The organism is Burkholderia sp. Tr-20390 (genome assembly GCF_017104595.1).
Taxonomy (GTDB): Bacteria; Pseudomonadota; Gammaproteobacteria; order Burkholderiales; family Burkholderiaceae; genus Burkholderia.
On sequence record NZ_JAAGPC010000090.1, the window covers coordinates 1 to 22,493 of the forward strand.

The 22,493-nt window shown below is 66.4% G+C and carries 18 protein-coding genes; 10 read left to right on the forward strand and 8 right to left on the reverse strand.

Annotation, left to right across the window (positions count from 1 at the left end):
• Positions 1–546: 546 nt before the first annotated feature.
• Positions 547–2,736, reverse strand: a complete 2,190-nt coding sequence (locus G3N98_RS22940; protein ID WP_206149301.1) for a TonB-dependent siderophore receptor — start codon at positions 2,734–2,736, stop codon at positions 547–549.
• A 399-nt stretch (positions 2,737–3,135) separates the two neighbouring features.
• Here G3N98_RS22940 and G3N98_RS22945 point away from each other — a divergent pair, with 399 nt between their 5' ends.
• The gene (locus G3N98_RS22945) at positions 3,136–3,582 is read left to right on the forward strand and encodes a hypothetical protein (protein ID WP_206149302.1); all 447 of its coding nucleotides are present in this window, start codon (positions 3,136–3,138) and stop codon (positions 3,580–3,582) included.
• A 25-nt stretch (positions 3,583–3,607) separates the two neighbouring features.
• Here the strand turns inward: G3N98_RS22945 and G3N98_RS22950 are convergent, their stop codons facing one another.
• The 5 genes from G3N98_RS22950 to G3N98_RS22970 form a co-directional block, all read right to left on the reverse strand.
• The gene (locus tag G3N98_RS22950) at positions 3,608–4,702 is read right to left on the reverse strand and encodes a porin (RefSeq protein WP_206149303.1); all 1,095 of its coding nucleotides are present in this window, start codon (positions 4,700–4,702) and stop codon (positions 3,608–3,610) included.
• Positions 4,703–4,804: 102 nt separating this feature from the next.
• On the reverse strand, positions 4,805–6,148 hold the full coding sequence (locus G3N98_RS22955; RefSeq protein WP_206149304.1) for an MFS transporter: 1,344 nt from the start codon (positions 6,146–6,148) through the stop codon (positions 4,805–4,807).
• Positions 6,149–6,302: 154 nt separating this feature from the next.
• The gene (locus G3N98_RS22960; protein WP_206149305.1) at positions 6,303–7,364 is read right to left on the reverse strand and encodes a Rieske 2Fe-2S domain-containing protein; all 1,062 of its coding nucleotides are present in this window, start codon (positions 7,362–7,364) and stop codon (positions 6,303–6,305) included.
• Positions 7,365–7,413: 49 nt separating this feature from the next.
• The gene (locus G3N98_RS22965; RefSeq protein WP_206149306.1) at positions 7,414–8,379 is read right to left on the reverse strand and encodes a PDR/VanB family oxidoreductase; all 966 of its coding nucleotides are present in this window, start codon (positions 8,377–8,379) and stop codon (positions 7,414–7,416) included.
• Complete coding sequence (locus tag G3N98_RS22970) at positions 8,376–9,455, reverse strand: aromatic ring-hydroxylating dioxygenase subunit alpha (protein WP_206149317.1); 1,080 nt, start codon at positions 9,453–9,455, stop codon at positions 8,376–8,378. The genes G3N98_RS22965 and G3N98_RS22970 overlap by 4 nt, the downstream gene beginning before the upstream one ends.
• A 199-nt stretch (positions 9,456–9,654) precedes the next feature.
• On the opposite strand from G3N98_RS22970, the gene G3N98_RS22975 reads away from it, so the two are divergent.
• A complete protein-coding gene (locus G3N98_RS22975; protein ID WP_089426730.1) occupies positions 9,655–10,143 on the forward strand; it encodes a MarR family winged helix-turn-helix transcriptional regulator in 489 nt (162 codons plus the stop codon).
• Between the two features lie 55 nt (positions 10,144–10,198).
• Here the strand turns inward: G3N98_RS22975 and G3N98_RS22980 are convergent, their stop codons facing one another.
• Positions 10,199–10,945 (reverse strand): TetR/AcrR family transcriptional regulator, encoded by a 747-nt coding sequence (locus G3N98_RS22980; protein WP_124584878.1) that lies wholly within the window; start codon positions 10,943–10,945, stop codon positions 10,199–10,201.
• A 170-nt stretch (positions 10,946–11,115) separates the two neighbouring features.
• Here G3N98_RS22980 and G3N98_RS22985 point away from each other — a divergent pair, with 170 nt between their 5' ends.
• The 8 genes from G3N98_RS22985 to G3N98_RS23020 all read left to right on the forward strand — a co-directional run bounded on the left by G3N98_RS22985 (position 11,116) and on the right by G3N98_RS23020 (position 20,652).
• The gene (locus tag G3N98_RS22985; protein ID WP_206149307.1) at positions 11,116–12,297 is read left to right on the forward strand and encodes an isovaleryl-CoA dehydrogenase; all 1,182 of its coding nucleotides are present in this window, start codon (positions 11,116–11,118) and stop codon (positions 12,295–12,297) included.
• A 31-nt stretch (positions 12,298–12,328) separates the two neighbouring features.
• Positions 12,329–13,936, forward strand: a complete 1,608-nt coding sequence (locus G3N98_RS22990) for a carboxyl transferase domain-containing protein (RefSeq protein WP_089426732.1) — start codon at positions 12,329–12,331, stop codon at positions 13,934–13,936.
• A 19-nt stretch (positions 13,937–13,955) separates the two neighbouring features.
• On the forward strand, positions 13,956–14,741 hold the full coding sequence (locus tag G3N98_RS22995; RefSeq protein WP_206149308.1) for an enoyl-CoA hydratase/isomerase family protein: 786 nt from the start codon (positions 13,956–13,958) through the stop codon (positions 14,739–14,741).
• A 45-nt stretch (positions 14,742–14,786) separates the two neighbouring features.
• Positions 14,787–16,784 carry an acetyl/propionyl/methylcrotonyl-CoA carboxylase subunit alpha gene (locus G3N98_RS23000; RefSeq protein WP_206149309.1) on the forward strand — a complete coding sequence of 666 codons (1,998 nt, stop codon included), beginning with the start codon at positions 14,787–14,789 and terminating at the stop codon, positions 16,782–16,784.
• Between the two features lie 523 nt (positions 16,785–17,307).
• Positions 17,308–17,739, forward strand: a complete 432-nt coding sequence (locus tag G3N98_RS23005; RefSeq protein ID WP_206149310.1) for an STM2901 family protein — start codon at positions 17,308–17,310, stop codon at positions 17,737–17,739.
• Positions 17,739–18,077: a DUF1493 family protein gene (locus G3N98_RS23010; RefSeq protein WP_089433189.1), complete on the forward strand. Its 339-nt coding sequence runs from the start codon at positions 17,739–17,741 to the stop codon at positions 18,075–18,077. The genes G3N98_RS23005 and G3N98_RS23010 overlap by 1 nt, the downstream gene beginning before the upstream one ends.
• Positions 18,078–18,291: 214 nt before the next feature.
• Positions 18,292–18,495 (forward strand): hypothetical protein, encoded by a 204-nt coding sequence (locus G3N98_RS23015; RefSeq protein WP_039339629.1) that lies wholly within the window; start codon positions 18,292–18,294, stop codon positions 18,493–18,495.
• 42 nt (positions 18,496–18,537) lie between these two features.
• A complete protein-coding gene (locus G3N98_RS23020; RefSeq protein WP_206149311.1) occupies positions 18,538–20,652 on the forward strand; it encodes a phospholipase C, phosphocholine-specific in 2,115 nt (704 codons plus the stop codon).
• Positions 20,653–20,756: 104 nt separating this feature from the next.
• Here the strand turns inward: G3N98_RS23020 and G3N98_RS23025 are convergent, their stop codons facing one another.
• The gene (locus G3N98_RS23025; RefSeq protein WP_206149312.1) at positions 20,757–22,079 is read right to left on the reverse strand and encodes a galactosyl transferase GMA12/MNN10 domain protein; all 1,323 of its coding nucleotides are present in this window, start codon (positions 22,077–22,079) and stop codon (positions 20,757–20,759) included.
• Positions 22,080–22,493: the final 414 nt, after the last annotated feature.

The window sequence follows — 22,493 nt, forward strand, 5'->3', positions numbered from 1 at the left end:
GCCGGGCAGCAGCGCGCCGGTGTCGGGCGTGGCGGCGTGAGCGGGGCGCGCGGCGGCGAGCAGCGCGGTGCCGGCCGCGAGGCCGAGTGTCTTGAGCGCGCCTCGGCGTGCATGCCGGTCGGACATGGCTTATCTCCCGGAATCGTTTTTGTGGGGGGCGTGTCGCGTTGCCGTGCGGCGATTCGGCGTCGCGAATGCGTAGCCAGTCTAGCGGCCCGTGCTCGATACGGAAAATCGCGATATCGGATGGGAGGTATTCGAGCGTCTGATGATTGGGCGGGAGGGCGGGGGCGGTGCGAACGGTGCGGCGACCGTCGGGGCGAGCGTTGCATCCGACCTTCTTCGCAGCGCCGGGTCGTCGGAAGCATCCAGCGGACGGTTCCGGTTGCGGTCGACGAATTGACCTGATTATTGATATGGATGACTGATTATAAGGCGAGGGGAGAAAATGATCGGCTTGTATAATCGCCCCACGAATGTGATGCAGGTTTGCGAGTGGGCCGCCGCTTGCCGGCCAGCCCACGCCCGCATCAGCCCATCAGCCCATCAGAACGACACCGTCGTCGTCAGCGTGACGAGCCGCGGCTCGCCGACCGCGATGATCAGGTTGTTGTTGCTCGACGGGTAGTAGGTCTTGTCGAGCAGGTTCTTCACGTTGAGCTGGAAGCGCGTCGGGAACTTGCCGATCGTCGTTTCGTAGGCGGCAAATGCGTCGACGGTCACATAGCCGGGCAGCGTGAAGCTGTTTGCAGTGTCGCCGGAGCGCGCACCGACCAGACGTGCGCCGCCGCCGAAGCGCCAGCGGCCGGGCAGGTTCGCGATCGCCGTGTCGTATACCGCGAAGAGGCTGCCCGTATGGCGCGCAACGTTGGTTAGCGGCGTGTTGCTGTCGCGATCGCTCGCATTCGTGTACGCATAGCTGCCGATCACGCTCAGGTGGCGCGTGATCTGCCCCGCGACGTCGAGCTCGATCCCGCGCGAGCGCGCGGTGCCGATCGTCGACGTCAGATCGCCCACCGTGACCGCGACGTTGCGCTTGTCGATCTGGTAGACCGCGAGCGTGCCGGTGATTGCCGGCTTCAGGCTGAACTTCAGCCCGGCTTCGAGCACGCGGCCGTATTCCGGTGCGAGCGGCGCCGCGACGTTCGTGGCGACGTTCGGCTTGAACGAGCGGCTGACGTTCGCGTAGGCGGTCAGCGCCGGCGTGAGCGCATAGGCGAGCCCGAACTGCGGCAGCCACACGCTGCCGCGTGAACGGTCGGCGAACACGAACGGCCGCCCCATCCCCGATTCCTGCTGCCAGTTTTCCCAGCGCAGCCCGCCCACCGCGGTGAGCCGGTCGGTGAGCTTCACCGAGTCCTGCACGATCGTCGAATACGCATGCACCACTGAGCGCGAATCGCTTTGCTTCGGGTTGGGTATGCCGCCCGGCGCGAGCAGGTCGTACACGGGATCGTAGAGATTGAAGCCCTTCGTCGCCTTGCCGCGGATCGTGTCGCCGCGGAAGCTGCGCTGCCGCTCGTATTCGCCGCCGATGTAGATCGCGTGATTCATGCCGGCGAGCGTCACGTTGCCGAGCAGGCCGAGCGTCGCGATCTGGTCGGAATCGTTGCGCCCGAGGTTCGCATCGGACGAGCGCGTCAGTGCGCCGGTGGTGCTGTTGAACGCGGTTGCGCGGGTAATGTACTGATCGTAGCGATCGCGGCCCCAGCCGTAGGTTGCACGCACGCGCCACGCATCGGAGAAGCGGTGCTCGACGCGCGCACGCAGCGTTTCCTGGATGCCGGTGCTCTGCGACCACGCTTCCTCGTAGCGGCGATAGCGGAGCGCATCGTCGAGCTGGCCGTTCACGAGCACCGTGCCGCGATCGAACGGCGTCGTGTAGTCGACGTACTGGTAGCTGACGTCGATCGACGTGTTCGCGTCGTGCCACGACAGCGCGGGCGCGATCAGCGCATCGCGCTGGCGGCCGAAGCTGCGCCAGTAGCGGCTCGTGTCGTACTGGCCGGTCAGCCGGAACGCGAGCGTGCCGCCCGCGACCTGGCCCGGCTTGCCGAGCGGGCCCGTGAGATCGAACGTCGCACTGCTGCCGCCGTGGCTCGTACGCGAGGCCGAGATCGAGCCGCCGAAGGCGTCTTCCGGCTTGCGCGTGACGAGGTTGATCACGCCGCCCGGATCCTGCATCCCGTAGAGCAGCGACGCCGGCCCCTTCAGCACTTCGACGCGGTCGATCGTCGCCAGGTAGCTGTGCAGCACCGGCGTGCGCACGCCGTCGACGAGCACGGAGCCGTCGTTGTTCGACCCGAAGCCGCGTTTGATGAACGCGTCGCGCGTGCCGCCTAGGGTGTTCGTTTGCGTGACGCCGCTGATGTTGCCGAGCACGTCGTCGAGCGAGCGCGCCTGCTGGTCCTGCATCACACTGCTGCTGACCATCGCGACCGATTGCGGAATCTCCTTGATCGAACGGTTGTCGCCGCCCGCGATGCTCGTGGTGCGCGGCTGATAGCCGACCGTCGGATCGGCGGTTGCCGATGCGCTGACGCTGATCGCCGGGAGTTCGCGCGCGGCCGGCGGCGCGGGTGTGGAAGCGGAAGCAGGGGCGGCGGATTCGGCGTCGGCGCGTTCTGCGGCGGACGCATGCGTGCCGCTCGCGACGCACAGGGTGATCAGGGCAGGCAGGCTCGTGCGCCACGGACGCAGGGTCCGGGCACGGCGGAGTGTTCGGCGGGATGGCATGAATCGATGCAGGACGGAGTGCTAAGGATCGGGGCGCGGGCCGCGGCGTTTCGCCATGGCCAGGACGCGAATAATATATGTAATGAGAATCATTTGCAATTGTAATGAAATGATCCGCGCCACGGGGGCCTTGGTTGCCGGGCCGTCGGCCGTCTGCTACCGTAGCGACCAAAATCAGACGCAGTGAAATTCAATGAGAGAGCCGGGGGCCGCACCATGTCACCTTCCTGTCACGTCGCGTTCAGCGCGACGCTGCGCACCGCACACGACCATGCGGGTGGAGAAGTGATCGCAGCCGTGTTCCGCCATTCGAACGATTAAAGCAACGGAAGCGAATTCGTCCGGCGCAAGCGCCGGGCTTCAATTACTTCAACCACCACGCTAGACGGGAGACCACCCATGAAAAAGATTTCCGCGCCGTTCGCGGCGGCCGCGCTTGCGGCATGCACGATGCTGGCGGGCGTTTACCAGAATGCCTGCGCAGCATCGGACACCGAGCCCGCGATCGACGCACATTACGGCGCCGTGATCGAGGCGTACACGCAGGACATGGCCGCCGCGAAGACGAAGTACGACGGCAAGCGGCTCGTGTTCGTCGGCGCCGTGATCCGGATGGGCAGCGATCCGGGCGGCACCTATTTCGGCGCGCTGACGAAGGACGGCGAGCAGTTCGACACGCATTTCGACGTGGCCGACCAGGATGCGCTGAAGCCGAAATTCCCCGGCGGCGAGATCAAGCCGTTCGTCACGTCGGCGGCGTTCCGCTTCAGCTGCGTGAACGAAGGCTATATCGATGCGCCGGTGCTGCCGGGGTTGAAGCTCTCGCACTGCAAGCTCGCCAACTGACCTGCGCCGGCGCGGTGTCCGGCGTTCAGAACTTCTGCTGGATGCCGGCCATCACGCCGAGCTGGTTCATCCCGGTCCCGACCGTCCCGCCGGCGGCGACCGCGTTTGCCGCCAGCGTGCTGTTGAACATGTAGCCCACCGACGTATAGACGGTCGTCCGCTTCGACAGGAAATAGTTCGCGCGGCCGACGAGCAGCGTGGCATTCGTGCCGCCTTCGCTGTTTTCGCGGCGTTGCAGGTAGCGTACGCCCTGCAGGTCGAGCGCGAGGTAGGGCGTCGCATAGTACGTGCCGCCGGCGAACACGATATCGGCCTGCAGGTGTTCGGCCGCCGCGAGGTTGCGGCGGATCCACCCGGCGCCCAGTTTCGCCGGGCCGATCTTCACGTAGCCGGCGACGATGTCGCGCGTGTCGGTGTACGCCGGATTGTTCAGCGGCGCTAGCGCGCCGCCGCCGCCGCGCATCACGTCGTGCGACGCGGCGAGCCCGAAGTTGCTCGCGTCATACGCGAGCATCGCCGTGTACTGGCGGCAGGCGACGATGTCGCCTGGCACCTGCCCGGCACAGCCCGTCGCCGACGGCCCTGCCGGGCCGGCCGCGTCGCGGCCGAAGCTGTAGGTGGCGCCGAGCGTCACGCCGTGGAACGTGCCCTTGTAGCCGATCGCATTGTCGCTGCGCGCGTTCGGCAGATAGGAATCGAAATCCGCCATCGAGTGAATCGACGGGCCGATCACGTCCGCATTGGTCAGCACGATCATCGACATGTTCATCTGGCGGCCGAGGGTCAGCGCGCCGAACGGACCGTTCACGCCGACGTTCGCCTGTCGCCCGAACAGGCGCCCGCCGTAGTTCAGTGCGCCGGTGCCGGGCTGGAAACCGTTTTCGAGCACGAAGAAGGCCTGGTAGCCGCCGCCGAGATCCTCCGTGCCTCGCAGCCCCCACCGTGACGGCACCTCGCCGGTCAGCGTCGGCATGCCCGTGAACGATCCGCCGTGCGCGGCGTTGTTGTAGTAGGACACGCCGGTATCGATGATCCCGTACAGCGTGACGCTGCTTTGTGCGCAGGCCGGTCCGGCCAGTGCCATTGCCGTCGCGAGTGCGACGCCCAGTTTCGTTTTCATGGCTGTCTCCAAACAGTATGTAGCTATGCTTATCGATTTTTATAGTGACCCGGACCTGTCCGGGATGCCGACGCGTATCGGCAAGACTGCGGGCGTCGCGTGTTACGACATCGCCGGGTCGTGTTGCCGGCGCGGCGCCGTGGCACGCGAGCCCGCCATGACGACGGCGATTGCCGCACCGGCCATCGGCACGAGGAACGCGAGATAGAGATGGGACACGGACCAGCCGTCGTCCAGCAGTGCACCGACCGTCATCGGCGACAGGATCGCGCCGAGGCGGCCGACGCCGACCGCAAGGCCGATGCCGGTCGTGCGGATTTCGGCGGGATAGGGTGTCGGCGACAGCGCATACATGCCGGCCACGCACGCATTGATCACGGCGCCGAGGAACACCGCGACGGTCATCCCGATGCCGAGCGAGCCCGTGTTCGCGCCGAACACGACCATCAGCGCGCCGCCGAGCAGCAGGGTCGCGCCTAACAGGTTGCGCAGGCCGAAGCGCGTCGACAGCAGGCTGAAGAGCGAGGCGCCCGCAATGCCGCCAAGGTTGAGCAGGACGCCGCCGGTGACGCCCTGCGATGCCGACAGCCCGGCCTGGACCAGCAGCTTCGGCGTCCAGCTCACGACGAAATAGAAGCTGCCCATCACGAGGAAGAACGCGATCCACAACGCGATCGTGCGGCGCGCGAGCGGTGCGCGCAGCACGGCCGTCCAGCTCGACGCGGGGCTTGCGGTGTCGATCGACGAGGCCGCGGCCGGCAGCGCGTCGATCGGTGCGCGCTTCATCCTCGCGAGGATGCGGTTGATTTTCTGCAGCGCGTGGTCCGGACGCCTCGCCAGCAGGAAATCGAGCGATTCCGGCAGCAGCGCGAGCACCATCGGGATCGCCAGCAAGGTCAGGATGCCGCCGAACGCGAACACGCTACGCCATCCCCACGTCGACAGCAGGTAGCCGGCGATGACGCCGCCGGCGGTGGCGCCGATCGCGTAGCCGGTCGACTGCATGCCGATCGCGGCGCTGCGCCATTTGTTCGATGCGTACTCGCCGCTGATCACGGTCAGGCTCGCCAGCATGCCGCCGATGCCGAGCCCCGTGTATGCACGCGCGACGGCGAGTTGCAGCGTGCTGTGCGTGGCCGCGCAGGCGAGCATCCCGGTCGAGATCACGGCGAGGCAGAGCAGGATGATGCGGCGGCGGCCGACGCGGTCGGCCAGCGGCGCGATCAGCACCGAGCCGATGCCCATGCCGGCCAGCCCGGCACTCAGCAGCAGGCCGATTTCCTTGCCGCTCAGTTTCCATTCGGCCGCCAGGTGCGGTGCGGCAAACGCGACGGCCAGCACATCGAAGCCATCGAGCATGTTCAGCACGACGCAGGCCGTGACCGCCATCGTCTGGAACGCGCTCATCGGGGATTCGTCGATCGTATTGCGGATATTTGCGCTCACGTCAAAGACCCTTCATAAAATAGTATGACTAATCAAATGGAATGGCATTGAAGCCGGGTAGCGAATGGGACGAAAGCGAATGCGTGGGTTGACGGGCATCCCCCGGGAACACCCGCTGCGGCCGGCAGGCGCCGCTAGTGCGCCGGCAAGATGCTTACGCGGGTTCGGGTTGCAGCAGCAGCCGCTCGATCACGCGCCGCGCACGATTGGGGCCCGCGTCGACGTGAATGTCGAGCTGGCGACCGTCCGGAAAGCGCAACTGATTCCGGTATTGCGCTTCGATCACGGCCTTGTCCTCGTCGAACGTCGCCGCGGATTGCTCGATGACCGTTTGCGCGATGCGCTCGACGTCGTGCTGCGGATTGGTCGCGACGGTCCAGAAGTAGTGCGTCGTCGTTTCCGTCTCGGGCGTGATGCCGTGGAAGCCGCGCATGTGAAGGCCGCCGCGTGCCGGATCGTGCAGGTCGCCGGTGCCGGCGTCGATCGCGCCGGTCCAGATCCGGATGTGCGACACGTGGAACTCGATTTCCTGCCAGCGATCGACGCGGGCCGCGAACGGCCATGCGGCGGTGTAGGTCGGCGGCGGGACGGAATCCGGCATCCGGCGCACCAGCGTCACCGTGTCGCCGTCGCTGCTGACGCGGGTTTCCGCGCCCATGTGCAGCGGCGCGTTGCCGCCGATCGTTTTCAGATGGACATAGCCGAGGTGGCTCAGGTCCATCAGGTTGTCATGAATCAGTTGATACGGCGCGTCGTAATGGTACTGGCCGCCGCCGAACCGGTATTGCGGATCCGTATGGAATGTGTAGCGCGGCGGCGCGCAGGTCGGTCGAGCGTGCGCGTCGGCACCGATCCAGATCCACACGATCGCGTCCTGCTCCTGCACCGGATACGACGACACGCACGCCTTGGCCGGTATCCGGTCCTGCCCGGGAATCTCCACGCATGCGCCGCCGCGGTCGAACAACAGGCCGTGATAGCCGCAGCGCAGGCCGCGCGCTTCGAGCGAGCCGCACGACAGCGGCAACGACTTGTGGCAGCAGCGATCCTCCAGCGCACCGACTTCCCCGGACGGCAACCGGAACAGGACGACCGGATGGCCGAGCAGCGTGCGGGCGACGGGTTTGTCCGTCAGTTCGGATGACAGTGCGGCGACCCACCATCGGTCGACCGGGAATTTAGCAGTATTGATTGATGGCCGGGCAGGTTGCGCCATTGATCGTCTCCATTGTGGTGGTGGGCCGCCTCGAGTCGGGCGTGTCCGTCTACAGGTCGAGTACCAGCAGGTCGGTTCGCGCTCGCGAGCAGCAGGGCATGAACTGGTCGCCGGCGGCTTTTTCCTCGTCGGTCAGATACGCATCGCGGTGATCGGGCTCGCCTTGCAGCACGCGTGTCAGGCACGTGCCGCAGACGCCTTGCTCGCACGACGTCAGCACGTCGACGCCGTTGGCCGCCAGTGCGGCGATGACGGTGCATTCGGCCGGCACGTCGATCACCTGGCCGCTGCTCGCGATCCGGACCTGGAACGCGCGATCCGCGCCGGACGCGGCCACCGCGCCGCCGAAGAACTCGTAGTGCAGTCGCGCTTCCGCCCAGCCGCGCTCGCGCGCGGCGTTCAACACCGCATCCATGAAGCCGCGCGGCCCGCATACGTACAGGTGCGTACCTTCTGGCGCCCCGGCGAGCACGGCGGCCAGGTCGAAGCGTTGCTCGGGCGCGCCGTCGTCGACGTGGAAGCGGGCACGATCACGGAACCCGGCCGCGTTGATCCGCTCGACGAAGGCCATACGGTCGGCCGAGCGCGCGCAGTAATGCATGTCGAACGCGACACCGGACGAGAACAACCGTTCCGCCATGCTGAGGATCGGCGTGACGCCGATCCCGCCTGCGAGCAGCAGGTGGTGCGGCGCGTCGGGGGCGAGCGGAAACTGATTGCGCGGCACGCCGATCCGCACGGTATCGCCTTGCCGGACTGCATCATGAATGGTGCGCGACCCGCCGCGACCGTCGGCATCGCGCAGCACGGCGATCTGATAGCGATCGCCGTGCTCCGGGTGGCTGCACAGCGAATACTGGCGCACGAGGCCGCCCGGCAGATGCACGTCGATATGGGCGCCGGCGTCGAAGCGCGGCAGCGGCGAGCCGTCATCGCTGACGAATTCGAAGCCGCAGATGTCGCGTGCTTCCTGCCACTTGCGGGCCACGCGGACCGTCAGCGTCGCGGTACTCATGACGCCTCCCTGACCTGCGCGACCGGAATCACGGGCCGCGACGGGCTCGACGCCTGCTCGTCGGCGAGCAGCCGCTCGATCACCTTGCGCGACAGCACGCCGCCGGCGTCGATGTTGAGCTTGAGCAGCTTGCGATCGGGCCACTTCTCCAGGTTGAGCTGCTGGCGCTCGAGCATCTCGAGATCCTCGGCGAAGATCTTGCCCTGGCCTGCGCGGATCTCGGCGGTCAGGGCGTGATCGTCAGGCCGGAAGTTGCGCGCCATTCCCCAGAAGTACCAGATCGAGGTGTCCGTCTCGGGCGTGATGAAATCGACGACGATCGACGACGCCTTCAGGTCGGCCGGCGCGTCGTAGCCGCCGTGGCCCGCATGCGCGACACCCACTTCGATCATCACGTGGCTCGGCGGCGTGAAGCGGCAGATCTGCCAGCGGTCCACCGGCACGTCGTCGGCCAACCCGTTGCCGCGCAACGCCATCTGCCAGAACGGCGGCGGCATCACGTTCTCCATGAAGCGGCTCGTGACGACTTCGTCGCCGTGGCTGGTGGTCTTCGGCGGCGCTTCGTCGATTTCCTTCTGGCCGATGCTCGACGCATGCACGTAGGTTTCGTGCGTGAGATCCATCAGGTTGTCGATCATCAGCCGGTAGTCGCAGCGGATGTGGTACAGGCCGCCGCCGTGGGCCCAGGCCGGATCCTCGGCCCACGCCAGCACGGGCAGTTTCGCGGGATCGGCTGCCGACGCATCGCCCGGCCAGACCCAGATGAATCCATATCGCTCGATCACCGGGAAGCTGCGAATCGGCGGGAAGCCGCCGACACGCTGGCCCGGCATGCCGGCCGCCTTGCCGTTGCAGCCCATTTCCAGCCCGTGATAGCCGCACACGAGCACGCCGTCGCGCACGAATCCCAGCGACAGCGGTGCACCGCGGTGCGGGCAGAAGTCCTCCAGCGCGGCGACCTGGCCCTCCGCCGCGCGATAAAACACCATCGACTCGTTGCAGATCTGGCGGCCCAGCGGCTTGCCGTCGATTTCATCGGGCGTGCACGCCACGTACCAAGCATTCTTGAGAAACACGTTCGTCGTCTCCTTCAGGTCGATGCCGCCGGTACGCGGCATCTCTTCATTCCGTGTACTGAATGAGATTCAGTGTACTCATCGAGATTGGCTGGAGCAAGGCGGGCGGTATACTGGTTTTCCCGGGAAATGGCGCGAGGCAGCGCCATGCCGTCGGCGCGTGCAACCGGCATGCGCCGTTTATGTCATCGACTCATTCATGGAAAAAACGAATCCCGCCGACCTGCCGGTTTTCCCGCTCGATCTGTACGACGAACCCGGGCACCTGATCCGGCGCGCACACCAGATCGCGGTTGCGATGTTCTACGAGAAGCTGGGCCGGGACGTGACGCCGGTGCAGTACGCGGTCCTGCGGATGCTGTACGAGTGCCCGGGGCTCGATCAGGTGACGCTCGCGCAGCGGGTCGCGCTCGACACGTCGACGACTGCCGATCTCGCGGTCCGGCTCGAAGCGAAAGGATTGATCGTGCGCGAAGTGCTGCCGCGGCGTCAGCGCCGCTTGCTGCTGACACCGGCGGGCGTCGAACTGCTTACGCACCTGATTCCGTCGGTGAAGGAACTGCGCGCCGGCCTGTTCGACGGGATGGGGGAGGACGATTCGCAGGAACTGGTGCGCCTGTTGCGCAAGTTCGTCCATTTGAACAACGAGCAGAGCCGCGCGCCGCTGCGCGTCGGCGACGAGTCGTAACGCCCTCGACGCCCAGCAGCGGCGGGGAAGCGGCGGGCGCGCTGCCCGCCGTGCGTCACCCGCGCGTGCTGTCGCCTTCCAGCCGCCGCACGGCTTCCGCCACTTCGTTCCTGAAGCGCACGAGCGCCGCCTGTTCCGGCGCCGGCGGCTGCACGGCCGCCCACAGCATGTCGACGAGCTGCGTGGCCGTCGTTTCCGTATCGAGCTTGCGGTGCCCGAGGATCGCATCCCATAGCACGTGCTCGATCGGCCCGAACACCATCGAGCGCAGCAGGCTCAGCGGCAGGTCGGTGCGCACCTGCCCGGCCGCCTGGCCGCGCGCGAGCACGTCCATCAGCGGCGCGGTGTAGCGGCGCTGCAGCGCGGTGAGCTCGTCGCTCAGCGCATGCTGTTTCGCGCGGCCTTCCGACAGCACCAGCGCGCACAGGCCCGTGCCGTTCACCAGCATCAGCCGCAGGTGGGTGCGCACGATGAACGCGAACTGCTGCCGGACCGATGCGTCCTGCGGCATCCCTGCCTCGAATGCGGCGATGTTTTCGTCGTACCAATCCGCGATGACGCGCGCGCACAGCTCGCGCTTGCCGCGGAAATAGCTGAACACCGTCGCTTCCGACACGCCCACGCGCTGCGCGATCTCGGCGGCCGTCGCATGCTCGTAACCTTTTTCGGCGAACACTTCCCGGCCGGCGCGCAGAATGTCCTGCACGCGTTGCTGGGATTTGCGCCCGGCGGGCGCGCGCGAGATATCGGCGCGGTCGGCTTTGACGGTGGCGGTCATGGTGTCGGCGGTAGCGGCTGTCATCTCGGCATGATATCTGAGTGTCACTCAAAAAACTATTGACGTCGAACCCGGCGAGGCGCGAAACTGTGCAAAATTTACGCTGTATTGGTCAATGAATCTAGGTATTCATTCGATTTGAGCGAAACTCAGAAATCGGTGGGTGCCACACACTTTCTGGAGACGGAGGAGACATGATCAACCTGCCCGGTGTGCAATTCATGCTCGGTGAAGACATCGAGATGCTGCGCGACGCCGTCGCGACGTTCGCGGCGAAGGAAATCACGCCGCGCGCGGCCGAGGTCGACCGCACCGACCAGTTTCCGATGGATCTGTGGAAGAAGTTCGGCGATCTCGGCGTGCTCGGCATGACGGTGGCCGAGGAGTACGGCGGCGCGAACATGGGCTACACCGCGCACATGGTCGCGATGGAAGAGATCTCGCGCGCATCGGCATCGATCGGCCTGTCGTACGGCGCGCACTCGAACCTGTGCGTGAACCAGATCCACCGCAACGGCACGGAAGCGCAAAAGCAGAAATACCTGCCGAAGCTCGTGTCGGGCGAACACATCGGCGCGCTCGCGATGAGCGAGCCGAACGCGGGCTCCGACGTCGTCAGCATGAAGCTGCGCGCCGACAAGCGCGGCGACCGCTACGTGCTGAACGGCACGAAGATGTGGATCACCAACGGCCCCGATTGCGACACGCTGGTGGTCTACGCGAAGACCGACGTCGAAGCCGGCCCGCGCGGCATCACCGCGTTCATCGTCGAGAAGGGGATGAAGGGCTTCTCGGTCGCGCAGAAGCTCGACAAGCTCGGCATGCGCGGCTCGCACACGGGCGAGCTGGTGTTCCAGGACGTCGAAGTGCCGGAAGAAAACATCCTCGGCCAGCTCAACGGCGGCGTGAAGGTGCTGATGAGCGGGCTCGACTACGAGCGCGCGGTGCTGTCGGGCGGCCCGACGGGCATCATGGCCGCGTGCCTCGACGCGGTGGTGCCGTATATCCACGACCGCAAGCAGTTCGGCCAGGCGATCGGCGAATTCCAGCTGATCCAGGGCAAGGTCGCCGACATGTACACCACGTTCCAGGCCTGCCGCGCGTACCTGTATGCGGTCGGCCGCCACCTCGACTCGGCCGGCAGCGACCACATCCGCCAGGTGCGCAAGGACTGCGCGGGCGTGATCCTCTACACGGCCGAGAAGGCGACGTGGATGGCCGGCGAGGCGATCCAGATCCTCGGCGGCAACGGCTACATCAACGAATACCCGGTCGGGCGCCTGTGGCGCGATGCGAAGCTGTACGAGATCGGCGCCGGCACGAGCGAGATCCGCCGGATGCTGATCGGCCGCGAGCTGTTCGCGGAAACGATGTAACGCCCCACGTCACGCGAACGGAGCCCCGTCGATGCCGATCATCGAATCGAAACTGAACCCGCGCTCGGAAGACTTCCGCGCAAATGCCGCCGCGCTCGAGGCGGTCGTCGCCGACCTGCGCGCGAAGATCGAACAGCTCGCGCAGGGCGGCGGCCAGGCCGCGCGCGACAAGCACCTGTCGCGCGGCAAGCTGCTGCCGCGCGACCGCATCGCGCAACTGCTCGACCCGGGCGCGCCGTTCCTCGAGTTCTCGCAGCTCGCGGCGAACGGCATGTACAACGACGACGCGCCGGGCGCGGGCGTCATCACCGGGATCGGCCGCATCGCGGGCCGCGAATGCGTGATCGTGTGCAACGACGCGACGGTCAAGGGCGGCACGTATTACCCGGTCACCGTGAAGAAGCACGTGCGCGCGCAGGAAATTGCCGCGGAAAACCGGCTGCCGTGCGTGTACCTCGTCGATTCGGGCGGCGCGAACCTGCCGAACCAGGACGACGTGTTTCCCGATCGCGACCACTTCGGCCGCATCTTCTTCAACCAGGCGACGATGTCGGCGGCAGGAATTGCGCAGATCGCCGTCGTGATGGGGTCGTGCACGGCGGGCGGCGCATACGTGCCGGCGATGAGTGACGAGTCGATCATCGTGAAGGAGCAGGGCACGATTTTCCTCGGCGGGCCGCCGCTCGTGAAGGCCGCGACCGGCGAGGAAGTGAGCGCCGAGGATCTCGGCGGCGGCGACGTGCATACGCGCCTGTCGGGCGTGGCCGACCATCTCGCGCAGAACGACGCGCATGCGCTGTCGATCGCACGCAACATCGTCGGTCACCTCGCGCCGAAGATCGCGTCGCCGGTCGCGTTGCGCGAGCCGAAGCCGCCGCGCTACGACGCGAAGAGCCTGTACGGCGTGATTCCGGTCGATACGCGCAAGCCGTTCGACGTGCGCGAGGTGATCGCGCGCATCGTCGACGATTCCGAGTTCGACGAATTCAAGGCGCGCTACGGCACGACGCTCGTCACGGGCTTCGCGCACATCTGGGGCCACCCGGTCGGGATCGTCGCGAACAACGGCATCCTGTTCTCCGAATCGGCGGTGAAGGGCGCGCATTTCATCGAGCTGTGCTGCCAGCGCAAGATTCCGCTCGTGTTCCTGCAGAACATCACGGGCTTCATGGTCGGGCGCAAGTACGAGAACGAAGGCATCGCGCGGCACGGCGCGAAGATGGTGACGGCCGTGTCGAACGCGAAGGTGCCGAAGTTCACGGTGATCATCGGCGGCTCGTTCGGCGCCGGCAACTACGGGATGTGCGGTCGCGCATTCGGCCCGCGCTTCCTGTGGATGTGGCCGAACGCGCGCATCTCGGTGATGGGCGGCGAGCAGGCCGCGTCGGTGCTCGCGACGGTGCGCCGCGACGGCATCGAGGCGAAGGGCGGTTCGTGGTCGGCCGAGGAAGAGGATGCGTTCAAGCAGCCGATCCGCGACCAGTACGAGCGCCAGGGCCATCCGTATTACGCGAGCGCGCGGCTGTGGGACGACGGCGTGATCGACCCCGCGCAGACGCGTGACGTGCTGGGGCTTGGCCTCGCCGCGTCGATGAACGCGCCGATCGAGGACACACGCTTCGGCGTGTTCCGCATGTAACGGCCGGGAGGGCTGAACGATGCGATACGAAACGATCAAGGTAAGCGAAGCCGGCCGCGTGGCGACCGTCACGCTCGCGCGTCCCGACGTGCGCAATGCGTTCAACGAGACGACGATCGCCGAGCTGACCACCGCGTTCGAATGGCTCGACGCGCACGAAGGCGTGCGCGCGATCGTGCTCGCCGCGGAAGGCGCGGCGTTCTGCGCGGGCGCCGACCTGAACTGGATGAAGAAGATGGCCGGCTACTCGGACGACGAGAACCGTGCCGATGCGCGCAAGCTCGCGCGGATGCTCGAGGCGATCCATCGCTGCGGCAAGCCGGTGATCGCACGCGTGCAGGGCGACGCGTATGCGGGCGGCGTGGGCCTGGTGGCGGCGGCCGACATCGCGATCGCCGCCGACGGCGTGAAGTTCTGCCTGTCGGAAGCGCGGCTCGGGCTGATCCCCGCGACGATCGCGCCGTACGTGGTGCGCGCGATGGGCGAGCGCGCGGCGCGCCGCTACTTCACGACGGCCGAGGTGTTCGACAGCACGCGCGCGGCGTCGCTTGGCTTCATTCACGACGCGGTGCCGGCCGACGCGCTCGACGAAACCGTCGCGAAGCTGGCCGCGACGCTGGTCGCGAACGGCACCGACGCGGTGAAGGCGTGCAAGCGGCTCGTCGCCGATGTCGCCGGCCGGCCGCTCGACGCGACGCTGATCGAGCAGACCGCCGACTGGATCGCGCGCACCCGCGCCGGCGCGGAAGCGCGCGAAGGGATTGCGTCCTTCCTCGAAAAGCGCACGCCGTCGTGGCGTGAATGATCGCGCAGCGCGCGTGACCCCCTCTTTCCGGACGACACCGAAGCCATGTTCGACAAGATTCTGATCGCCAACCGCGGCGAAATCGCGTGCCGCGTCGCCGCGACGTGCAAACGTCTCGGGATCGCGAGCGTCGCCGTCTATTCCGACGCGGACGCGAACGCGAAACACGTGGCCGCATGCGACGAAGCCGTGCACATCGGCGGCTCGGCCGCCGCGGACAGCTACCTGCGCATCGAGCGCATCATCGAAGCCGCGCGCGCCACCGGCGCGCAGGCGATCCACCCCGGCTACGGCTTTCTGTCGGAGAACGAAGATTTCGCGCATGCGTGCGAAGCGGCCGGCATCGTCTTCATCGGGCCGCCGGTCGACGCGATCGCGGCGATGGGGTCGAAGGCGGCCGCGAAGGCGCTGATGCACGCGGCGGCCGTGCCGCTCGTGCCCGGCTATCACGGCGACGACCAGGACGCGTCCAACCTGCATCGCGAAGCCGACGCGATCGGCTATCCGGTGCTGCTGAAGGCCAGCGCGGGCGGCGGCGGCAAGGGGATGCGCGTGGTCGAGCGCTCCGACGATTTCCCGGCGGCGCTCGCGTCGTGCCAGCGTGAAGCCGCGAGCAGCTTCGGCAACGATCGCGTGCTGATCGAGAAATACCTGACACGCCCGCGCCACGTCGAGGTGCAGGTGTTCGGCGACACGCACGGCAATACCGTGTACCTGTTCGACCGCGACTGTTCGGTGCAGCGCCGTCACCAGAAGGTGCTCGAGGAAGCGCCGGCGCCCGGTTTGCACGACGACGTGCGCCAGGCGATGGGTGAGGCGGCCGTCGCGGCCGCGCGTGCGGTGAATTACGTCGGCGCGGGCACCGTCGAATTCATCATGACGGGCGAAGCGTTCTACTTCATGGAAATGAACACGCGCCTGCAGGTCGAACACCCCGTCACCGAGATGGTCACGGGGCTCGATCTCGTCGAGTGGCAATTGCGCGTCGCCTCCGGCGAGCCGCTGCCGCTGAAGCAGGACGAACTGCGCGTGCAGGGCCACGCGCTCGAGGCGCGTCTCTATGCGGAAAACCCGGCGCGCGGCTTCCTGCCGTCGACGGGCACGCTGAAGCACCTGCGGCTGCCGGCCGGCGTCGAGTTCACGATCGGTGCGTCGGTGCGCGTCGACAGCGGCGTGCGCGAAGGCGACGCGATCACGCCGTTCTACGATCCGATGATCGCGAAGCTGATCGTTCATGGCGCGGACCGTGCGGAAGCGCTGAGCCTGATGCTGCGCGCACTGCGTGCCTGTGAAGTGGTCGGCCTGCACACGAACGCCGCGTTCCTGCAGCGAATCGTTGCGTGCGCACCGTTCGCGACGGCCGATCTCGACACGGGCCTGATCGAGCGCAACCACGACGCGCTGTTCGCGCCGCAGGAGCCGCCGCGCGCGATGCTGGCGCTCGCGTGCGCGGCGCTGCTCGCACGCGAACGCGGCGCGACTGCGCAGGGTTCGTCGCCGTGGGGCGCGCTGCCGGACTGGCGGCTGAACGGCGGCTATCGCCGCACGCTCGAATGGCACGCGGCCGAGCGCGAAGCGGACGTGACGGTCACGTACGAGGACGACGGCGCGGGTACGCGCCTCGCGATCGGCGACGCCGCCGCGCAGCCGTTCGCGTGGACGCGTGGCGCCACGCCGCTCGATTTCGACGTGACGCTCGGCGGCGTGCGCAACAGCGGCCGCGTGTATGCGGACGGCGACCACTTCCACGTGTTCACGCAGGGCACGGCGGAGACGTTCGAATGGCGCAACCTGCTCGCGCATGCAGGTGACGCGGAGCAGGGCGGTGGCCGCCTGACCGCGCCGATGCCCGGCAAGGTGATCGCGGTGCTGGTCGAGCCCGGCCAGAAGGTCGAAGCCGGCACGCCGCTGATCGTGATGGAAGCGATGAAGATGGAGCACACGATCGGCGCGCCGAGCGCGGGCGTGGTCGCGGAAGTGCTGTACGGCGTCGGCGACCAGGTGTCGGATGGCGCGCAGTTGCTGATGATGGCGGAAGGCTGAGCGTTGCATATGCGTGAGAGCCGTTTCCGGCTCTCACGCACGGACCACGTGCCCCGTATTATCCGATCGTCTCCGACACCATCCGGCTGCGAATACCTGATGTGCCTGCATCAGGACGACATCGCATTTCTGTGTTGTGATCGTCGCTGTCGTCGCGCGTAGACAAAAAAGAATAATTTGCGTGTCGCAGCTTCAGGATTTTTGAATAATCCCGGGATTCTCGCCGGCGACCGGCCGCTCGACGTGCGCTGTCGCGCTGCCTTGCACCGGTTTGTCCGTTGCAACAGTTGTTCAAAGATCGAAACCGGCCCCGTCCGGACTTCTTCGCCAAAACGAACTGACTGCATCCTCTTGTGGAGAAAGGCCGCGCGCGATCGCGACTGTTTTCCGGTGTGTCCAGAAAAAAAGCTCGATTGGAGAAACAGTCCCGCGTTCCTGCCGGTGCGCGACATGGTTGCGTTAGCGTAATCGCCGGGATGTGCGGCCCGGTGTCCTGCGCAATGTAGCCGAGAGAAAGACTGAGATGGCGAACAAATATAGATACGGAATTCACATCGACCTTACTCCGCCAGAACTTTTCTGCCTGATTGTTATCGACGTGGCCTGTGATGAATTGGGTATCGACGATGCTGTCGGGATCGCAATGATTTTATTAGGTCAAAGGTTCGTGCCGACCAGAGGGAAATTCGGCGGAGCAGTCAAGGGAACCTCGATCGCGTCCAGGGTATCGAGAAAGGTGTTGCCCTATGAACTCAAGTACAAAATTCTGCCAACGGTAACGTCATTCAAGAGTCTCCTGCTGCTCAAGATCAAATTTACCCGGGAGCTCGGCGCCTTTGTCGGGCGGGCTGTACCGGTGGTCGGCTGGATCATTGCCGCTATCGATATATCAGTCATCATGTACCGCTCTACAGTCACGTACAATGGCTTGGTCAAGCAGGAGGATCGCTTTTAATGGACGGTCGTCTGATAGAGCTGGTGCGGGATGAGGCCGATTCGCCACTATGGGGCGAGCTCGAGATTACCGAGGACACGGATCTTTGCATCGACCTTGAAATTTCCGACAGGGCCATGTTGAGATTGATGCGGAGATTTTCGGAAACGTTTGGTGTCGATATTTCCGATTTCGACGTTGATTATTATTACCCTTCCCGGAAACTGGGGCTGGGCCGATTCTTGCTGACGGTATTCAGGTCGCCATTCAGCGCCGACGCCAGGGACAAAATACTGGAGCGTCCGCTCACGATCAAGATGATGGAGACCGCGATTGAAACCGGCCGGTGGACGATGTAACCGCTCGAAAAAACGCTTGGCTAACGAAGATATTTCGATAACCTTGCGATTGTCATCCTCCCTTCCGTATCCCCGCATGGCGCGCGCTGCGCGCACATCGATCCTCCCGCCACTCGACACCATCGTGTAACACGTCGAAATTAGCATCTCGCCGTCGATATGACCGGAGCGTATCCGCGCCTGTGTCACGTCATCACATCCACGGAGAGACGTTATGCGAAACTCGGCCCTACGGCCCTTCGCGGTCGCTGGCCTGATCGCGCTGACCGCACTCCTCGGCGCCTGCAACGACGACGTGACCGCACCCGCCGCACCCGTCGCGCAGCAGAAGGCCGCCTGCGGCGGCGGCGTGGTCGCCACCGCGCAGATGCACTGCCCGCCCGGTTTCACCGCGCCTGCCTCCTCGCCCGCTTCCTGATCCCGGCCGTTTCCACCAGAAATCCAATCAAGAGCAACCAGCATGGCCACCCATTCGCGACGCGACTTTCTGAAGTTCTCCGCCGGCCTCGCCGGTGCGACCGCCGCCACCGCACTGCTGCCGGAATCGATCCGCAAGGCGCTGGCGATCGAGCCGAACACCGTGACGGGCACGATCCAGGATGTGCAGCACATCGTCGTGTTCATGCAGGAGAACCGTTCGTTCGACCATTACCTCGGACACCTGAGCGGCGTGCGCGGCTACAACGACCGCTTCCCGGTCACGCTGCCGAACGGCAAGCCGGTGTGGTTCCAGCCGCGCCAGGAAGACACGTCGAGCGTGATCGCGCCGTTCCGCTACGACACGACCAATCCGGGCGTCAACGCGCAGTGCATCGGCGGCCTGCCGCATACGTGGGCGACGACGCACGGCGCGATCGACAACGGTCGCGCGGACCAGTGGGCGGTGCAGAAGTCGAACATGACGATGGGCTATCACGTCCGCGACGACATCCCGTTCCATTACGCGCTCGCGGATGCGTTCACCGTGTGCGACAACTACTTCTGCTCGATCCCCGGCAACACGCACCCGAACCGCATGTACCTGATGACGGGCATGGTCGACCCGCTCGGCACGGGCGGCGGCCCGCTGCTCGACAACACCGATTACATCGACAACCAGTTCGACAAGATCAAGCTGCCGCCTTTCAACTGGACGACCTACCCGGAACGGCTCGAAAAGGCCGGCATCTCGTGGCAGATCTATCAGCAGGGCACCGGGTTCGACAACTTCACCGGCAACTACGGCACGAACATGCTCGCGTGCTTCAACAACTTCGTGAATGCGCCGGCGGGTTCGTCGCTGCAGACGCGGGGGATGAGCACGCGTCCGATCACGCAGCTGAAGGCCGACGTGCAGGCGAACGCGCTGCCGCAGGTGTCGTGGCTACTGCCGCCGGCCGCGTATTCGGAACATCCGAAGTTCACGCCGCTCTACGGCGCGTACTACCTGTCGACGATTCTCGATGCGCTGACGTCCAATCCGGACGTGTGGAGCAAGACCGTCCTGCTCATCATGTACGACGAGAACGACGGCTTCTTCGATCACGTCGTGCCGCCGTCGGCACCGACGCTGCCGGGCTCCGGGATGAGCACCGTGGACGTGTCGCTCGAGCGGCACAACGTCGTGACCTCGACCCAGACCGGCACGTACACGGCCGACAACCTGCCGTATGGCCTCGGGCCGCGCGTGCCGATGTTCGTGGTCTCGCCGTGGTCGAAGGGCGGCTTCGTCTGCTCGCAGGTCTTCGATCACACGTCGGTGCTGCAATTCATCGAGAAGCGCTTCGGCGTGATGGAAACGAATATCTCGCCGTGGCGCCGCGCGATCTGCGGCGACCTGACGTCGGCGCTCGACTTCTCGAAATCGGATGCCACGCTGCCGACCCTGCCGAGCACGCAGGCGTATGTCGCGCAGGCGGACCTGCAGTGCTCGCGCGCGTCGTCGCAGACCGCGCCGGCCAGCACCGCGCAGCAGGTCGTGACCGCGCAGGAACCCGGTACGCGGCCGGCGCGCGCGCTGCCGTACGAACTGCATGTGACCGGCCAGCTCCAGGCGCAGGGCTACGCGCTGACGTTCGCGAATACCGGCACGCAAGGCGCGCACTTCTGGGTCTATACGGGTGACGCGACCGCGATGCCGCGCCGCTATACGGTCGAAGCGGGCAAGCAGCTGACCGATACGTGGGCGCTCGACGCGAACGGCAACTACCTGGTGAGCGTGTGGGGGCCGAACGGCTATTTCCGGCGCTTCGCGGGTTCGGCCGCGGCGGATGCCGGCGCGAAGCCTGAAATCACGCCGTGCTACGACACGGCCAACGGCGACGTGTACGTGACGATCGCCAACGCGGGTACCGGCGCGCTCACGGTCACGGTGACCGATGTCGCGTACGGTAGCGCCGCGCGCACGCTGACGGTGCCGGCGGGGCAGCGCATCGAGGCGCGCTGGGATCTGTCGTGCAGCAGCCACTGGTACGACCTGCAGTTCGCGGTGGCGGGGAATGCCGGCTGGACGCGACGCATTGCGGGGCACGTGGAAACCGGCAAGCCCAGCCTTACCGATCCGGCCGCCGTCGCGCCGACGGTGACGGCGATCTGACCGCGGCCCGTGCGTGCCGGCGGCTCGCCGGCACGCGATGAGCGCCGTCGCTCGGGGGATTGATTGTAGTCATCCAGCGGTTTTTGCCGCTTCGAACATCGGTATCAGCCCAGCACCCCGTCGTCGTGCGCCATCATCAGCGCACGCATCGCGGACCACATCCCGTAGTAGTGGACGATGTAGCTGTCCGCGCGCCGAAACAGCCAGGGCGTGTTGAAGCTGACGAGATCGGCCACGCCTTCGCCGTCCAATTGCCCGTCGCGCTCCATCGCGCGAATGAAATGCAGCTGGTCGCCGTCGCTCGCATAGACGCTCGACCGGTCGTGCAGCGCGGCGATCGTCGTCATCATGTCGCGCAGCATCGCGTCGTTGCGCTCGGTGCGCCGGAACGCCATCACGCCCGAGTTGAACGCCCACTGGCCGAGATCGTGCGCGAGCAGCCAGTCGCGCCCTTCGAGCAGCGGCGCCAGCGCTTTCTGCTGGTCCGCGATCAGCACGTCGGCATCGAGCCACACGACCCATTCGTGATGCTGCAGGTACGCATGCAGCAGCCACGGCTTGAACCAGTTGCCGGTCGCGTTCAGGCCGATCTCGGCCGGAATGTCGCGATGCACGTAGAGCGTGTAGCCGTGCGTGTCGCAGTAACGCCGGAAATTCCGTTCGGCGACGCGCGCATAGCTGCCGATGTTCGGCGTGTAGAGCGTCATCAACGCAATCGGGCGGCCCGGGTTGTAGGTGCTGCGCTCGGCGGCTTCGTCCGGCGTGTTGGCGGCGTCGTGATCGAACGAGAACATCGGCCGGCCGGCGGCACGGCATCGATTGACGTACGCGACGAGCGTGTCGCGGAAACGGGGCGTCGTGCCTTTCCGTTCGGGATCGTCCGGCGTGTCGTCGATGCTGATCGCGAACGTCGGTTCGCGGCTCCACATCGGATCGAGGTCGGGGCTGCTCGGCATGACCGGATACAGCCCGTCGATCGGGGTCATGTAGTGATGCGTGTCGAGCGCCGCGAACAGCGCGGCCTCCGAGGTCAGCCGCGGTTCGCTGCCGAGCTTGCAGCGTTGCACCAGCTGCATCACGATCGCCCGCACGGCCGCCGTATTGCGCCAGATCTGCACGTCGACCTGCGGCAACGGGGGCGCGAACCCGTCGACGAACAGCATGTCGCGGCCGTGCATCAGGCGATCGAGCGCGGCGGGCTCGATGATTGCCGCATCTTCGCTGAGCAGCAGCACGAGCTCGCCGGGCTGCGCGCCGCGCAGCACATGGAGCAGTGATTCGTAGCGATGGAGCGGCCGCAGCGGCAGCGCCTGCGGCATCGCGGAGGCGTCGACGATTGCGTGGCGATAGCCGTGCGCCTGTGCGTACTGCCGGTGATTCTCGAGGCTGGCGGGCGCGTCGTGACTGAAATGGCTGAGGACGATCATCGCGCGCTCCGGAGGCCGCGAAGCGGATCACGACGGGCGCCGGGCGCGGGGCGTGTCGGCACGGCATCGCGGCCGGGCACGCGTACCGGCGCATGCCGCCCCTGTTCGTGATGGATTGCCCGGAAGACTTGCGCGGCGTCGCGTTCCATTCTGTCAGCCATTTTTTCCGCAGCGTGGCTGCGAGGTCGTTGTCTGCCCGCGCCGGATGCCGATACCGTCCGATCATCCCCCGGCATCCCGGTAGCGCGGCGGGTCGCCGGAGTATCGCACAACCGTCTCGCCGATTGGCATGCGCTGGCCGCGCGCTGACCATCCCTGACAGTATGCGGCCGGCGCTCCGCTAGAATGCCCGCTTGCCGCCGGCGAGCGCCGCTTGACGCGGGCGGCGCATCGCGCGCTACACTGCGTCCATTC

Coding starts and splice junctions, on each gene's coding strand:
- G3N98_RS22940 (WP_206149301.1), bottom strand. CDS start 2,736: ATGCCATCCCGCCGAACACTCCGCCGTGCCCGGACCCTGCGTCCGTGG.
- G3N98_RS22945 (WP_206149302.1), top strand. CDS start 3,136: ATGAAAAAGATTTCCGCGCCGTTCGCGGCGGCCGCGCTTGCGGCATGC.
- G3N98_RS22950 (WP_206149303.1), bottom strand. CDS start 4,702: ATGAAAACGAAACTGGGCGTCGCACTCGCGACGGCAATGGCACTGGCC.
- G3N98_RS22960 (WP_206149305.1), bottom strand. CDS start 7,364: ATGGCGCAACCTGCCCGGCCATCAATCAATACTGCTAAATTCCCGGTC.
- G3N98_RS22965 (WP_206149306.1), bottom strand. CDS start 8,379: ATGAGTACCGCGACGCTGACGGTCCGCGTGGCCCGCAAGTGGCAGGAA.
- G3N98_RS22975 (WP_089426730.1), top strand. CDS start 9,655: ATGGAAAAAACGAATCCCGCCGACCTGCCGGTTTTCCCGCTCGATCTG.
- G3N98_RS22980 (WP_124584878.1), bottom strand. CDS start 10,945: ATGACAGCCGCTACCGCCGACACCATGACCGCCACCGTCAAAGCCGAC.
- G3N98_RS22985 (WP_206149307.1), top strand. CDS start 11,116: ATGATCAACCTGCCCGGTGTGCAATTCATGCTCGGTGAAGACATCGAG.
- G3N98_RS22990 (WP_089426732.1), top strand. CDS start 12,329: ATGCCGATCATCGAATCGAAACTGAACCCGCGCTCGGAAGACTTCCGC.
- G3N98_RS22995 (WP_206149308.1), top strand. CDS start 13,956: ATGCGATACGAAACGATCAAGGTAAGCGAAGCCGGCCGCGTGGCGACC.
- G3N98_RS23000 (WP_206149309.1), top strand. CDS start 14,787: ATGTTCGACAAGATTCTGATCGCCAACCGCGGCGAAATCGCGTGCCGC.
- G3N98_RS23005 (WP_206149310.1), top strand. CDS start 17,308: ATGGCGAACAAATATAGATACGGAATTCACATCGACCTTACTCCGCCA.
- G3N98_RS23010 (WP_089433189.1), top strand. CDS start 17,739: ATGGACGGTCGTCTGATAGAGCTGGTGCGGGATGAGGCCGATTCGCCA.
- G3N98_RS23015 (WP_039339629.1), top strand. CDS start 18,292: ATGCGAAACTCGGCCCTACGGCCCTTCGCGGTCGCTGGCCTGATCGCG.
- G3N98_RS23020 (WP_206149311.1), top strand. CDS start 18,538: ATGGCCACCCATTCGCGACGCGACTTTCTGAAGTTCTCCGCCGGCCTC.
- G3N98_RS23025 (WP_206149312.1), bottom strand. CDS start 22,079: ATGATCGTCCTCAGCCATTTCAGTCACGACGCGCCCGCCAGCCTCGAG.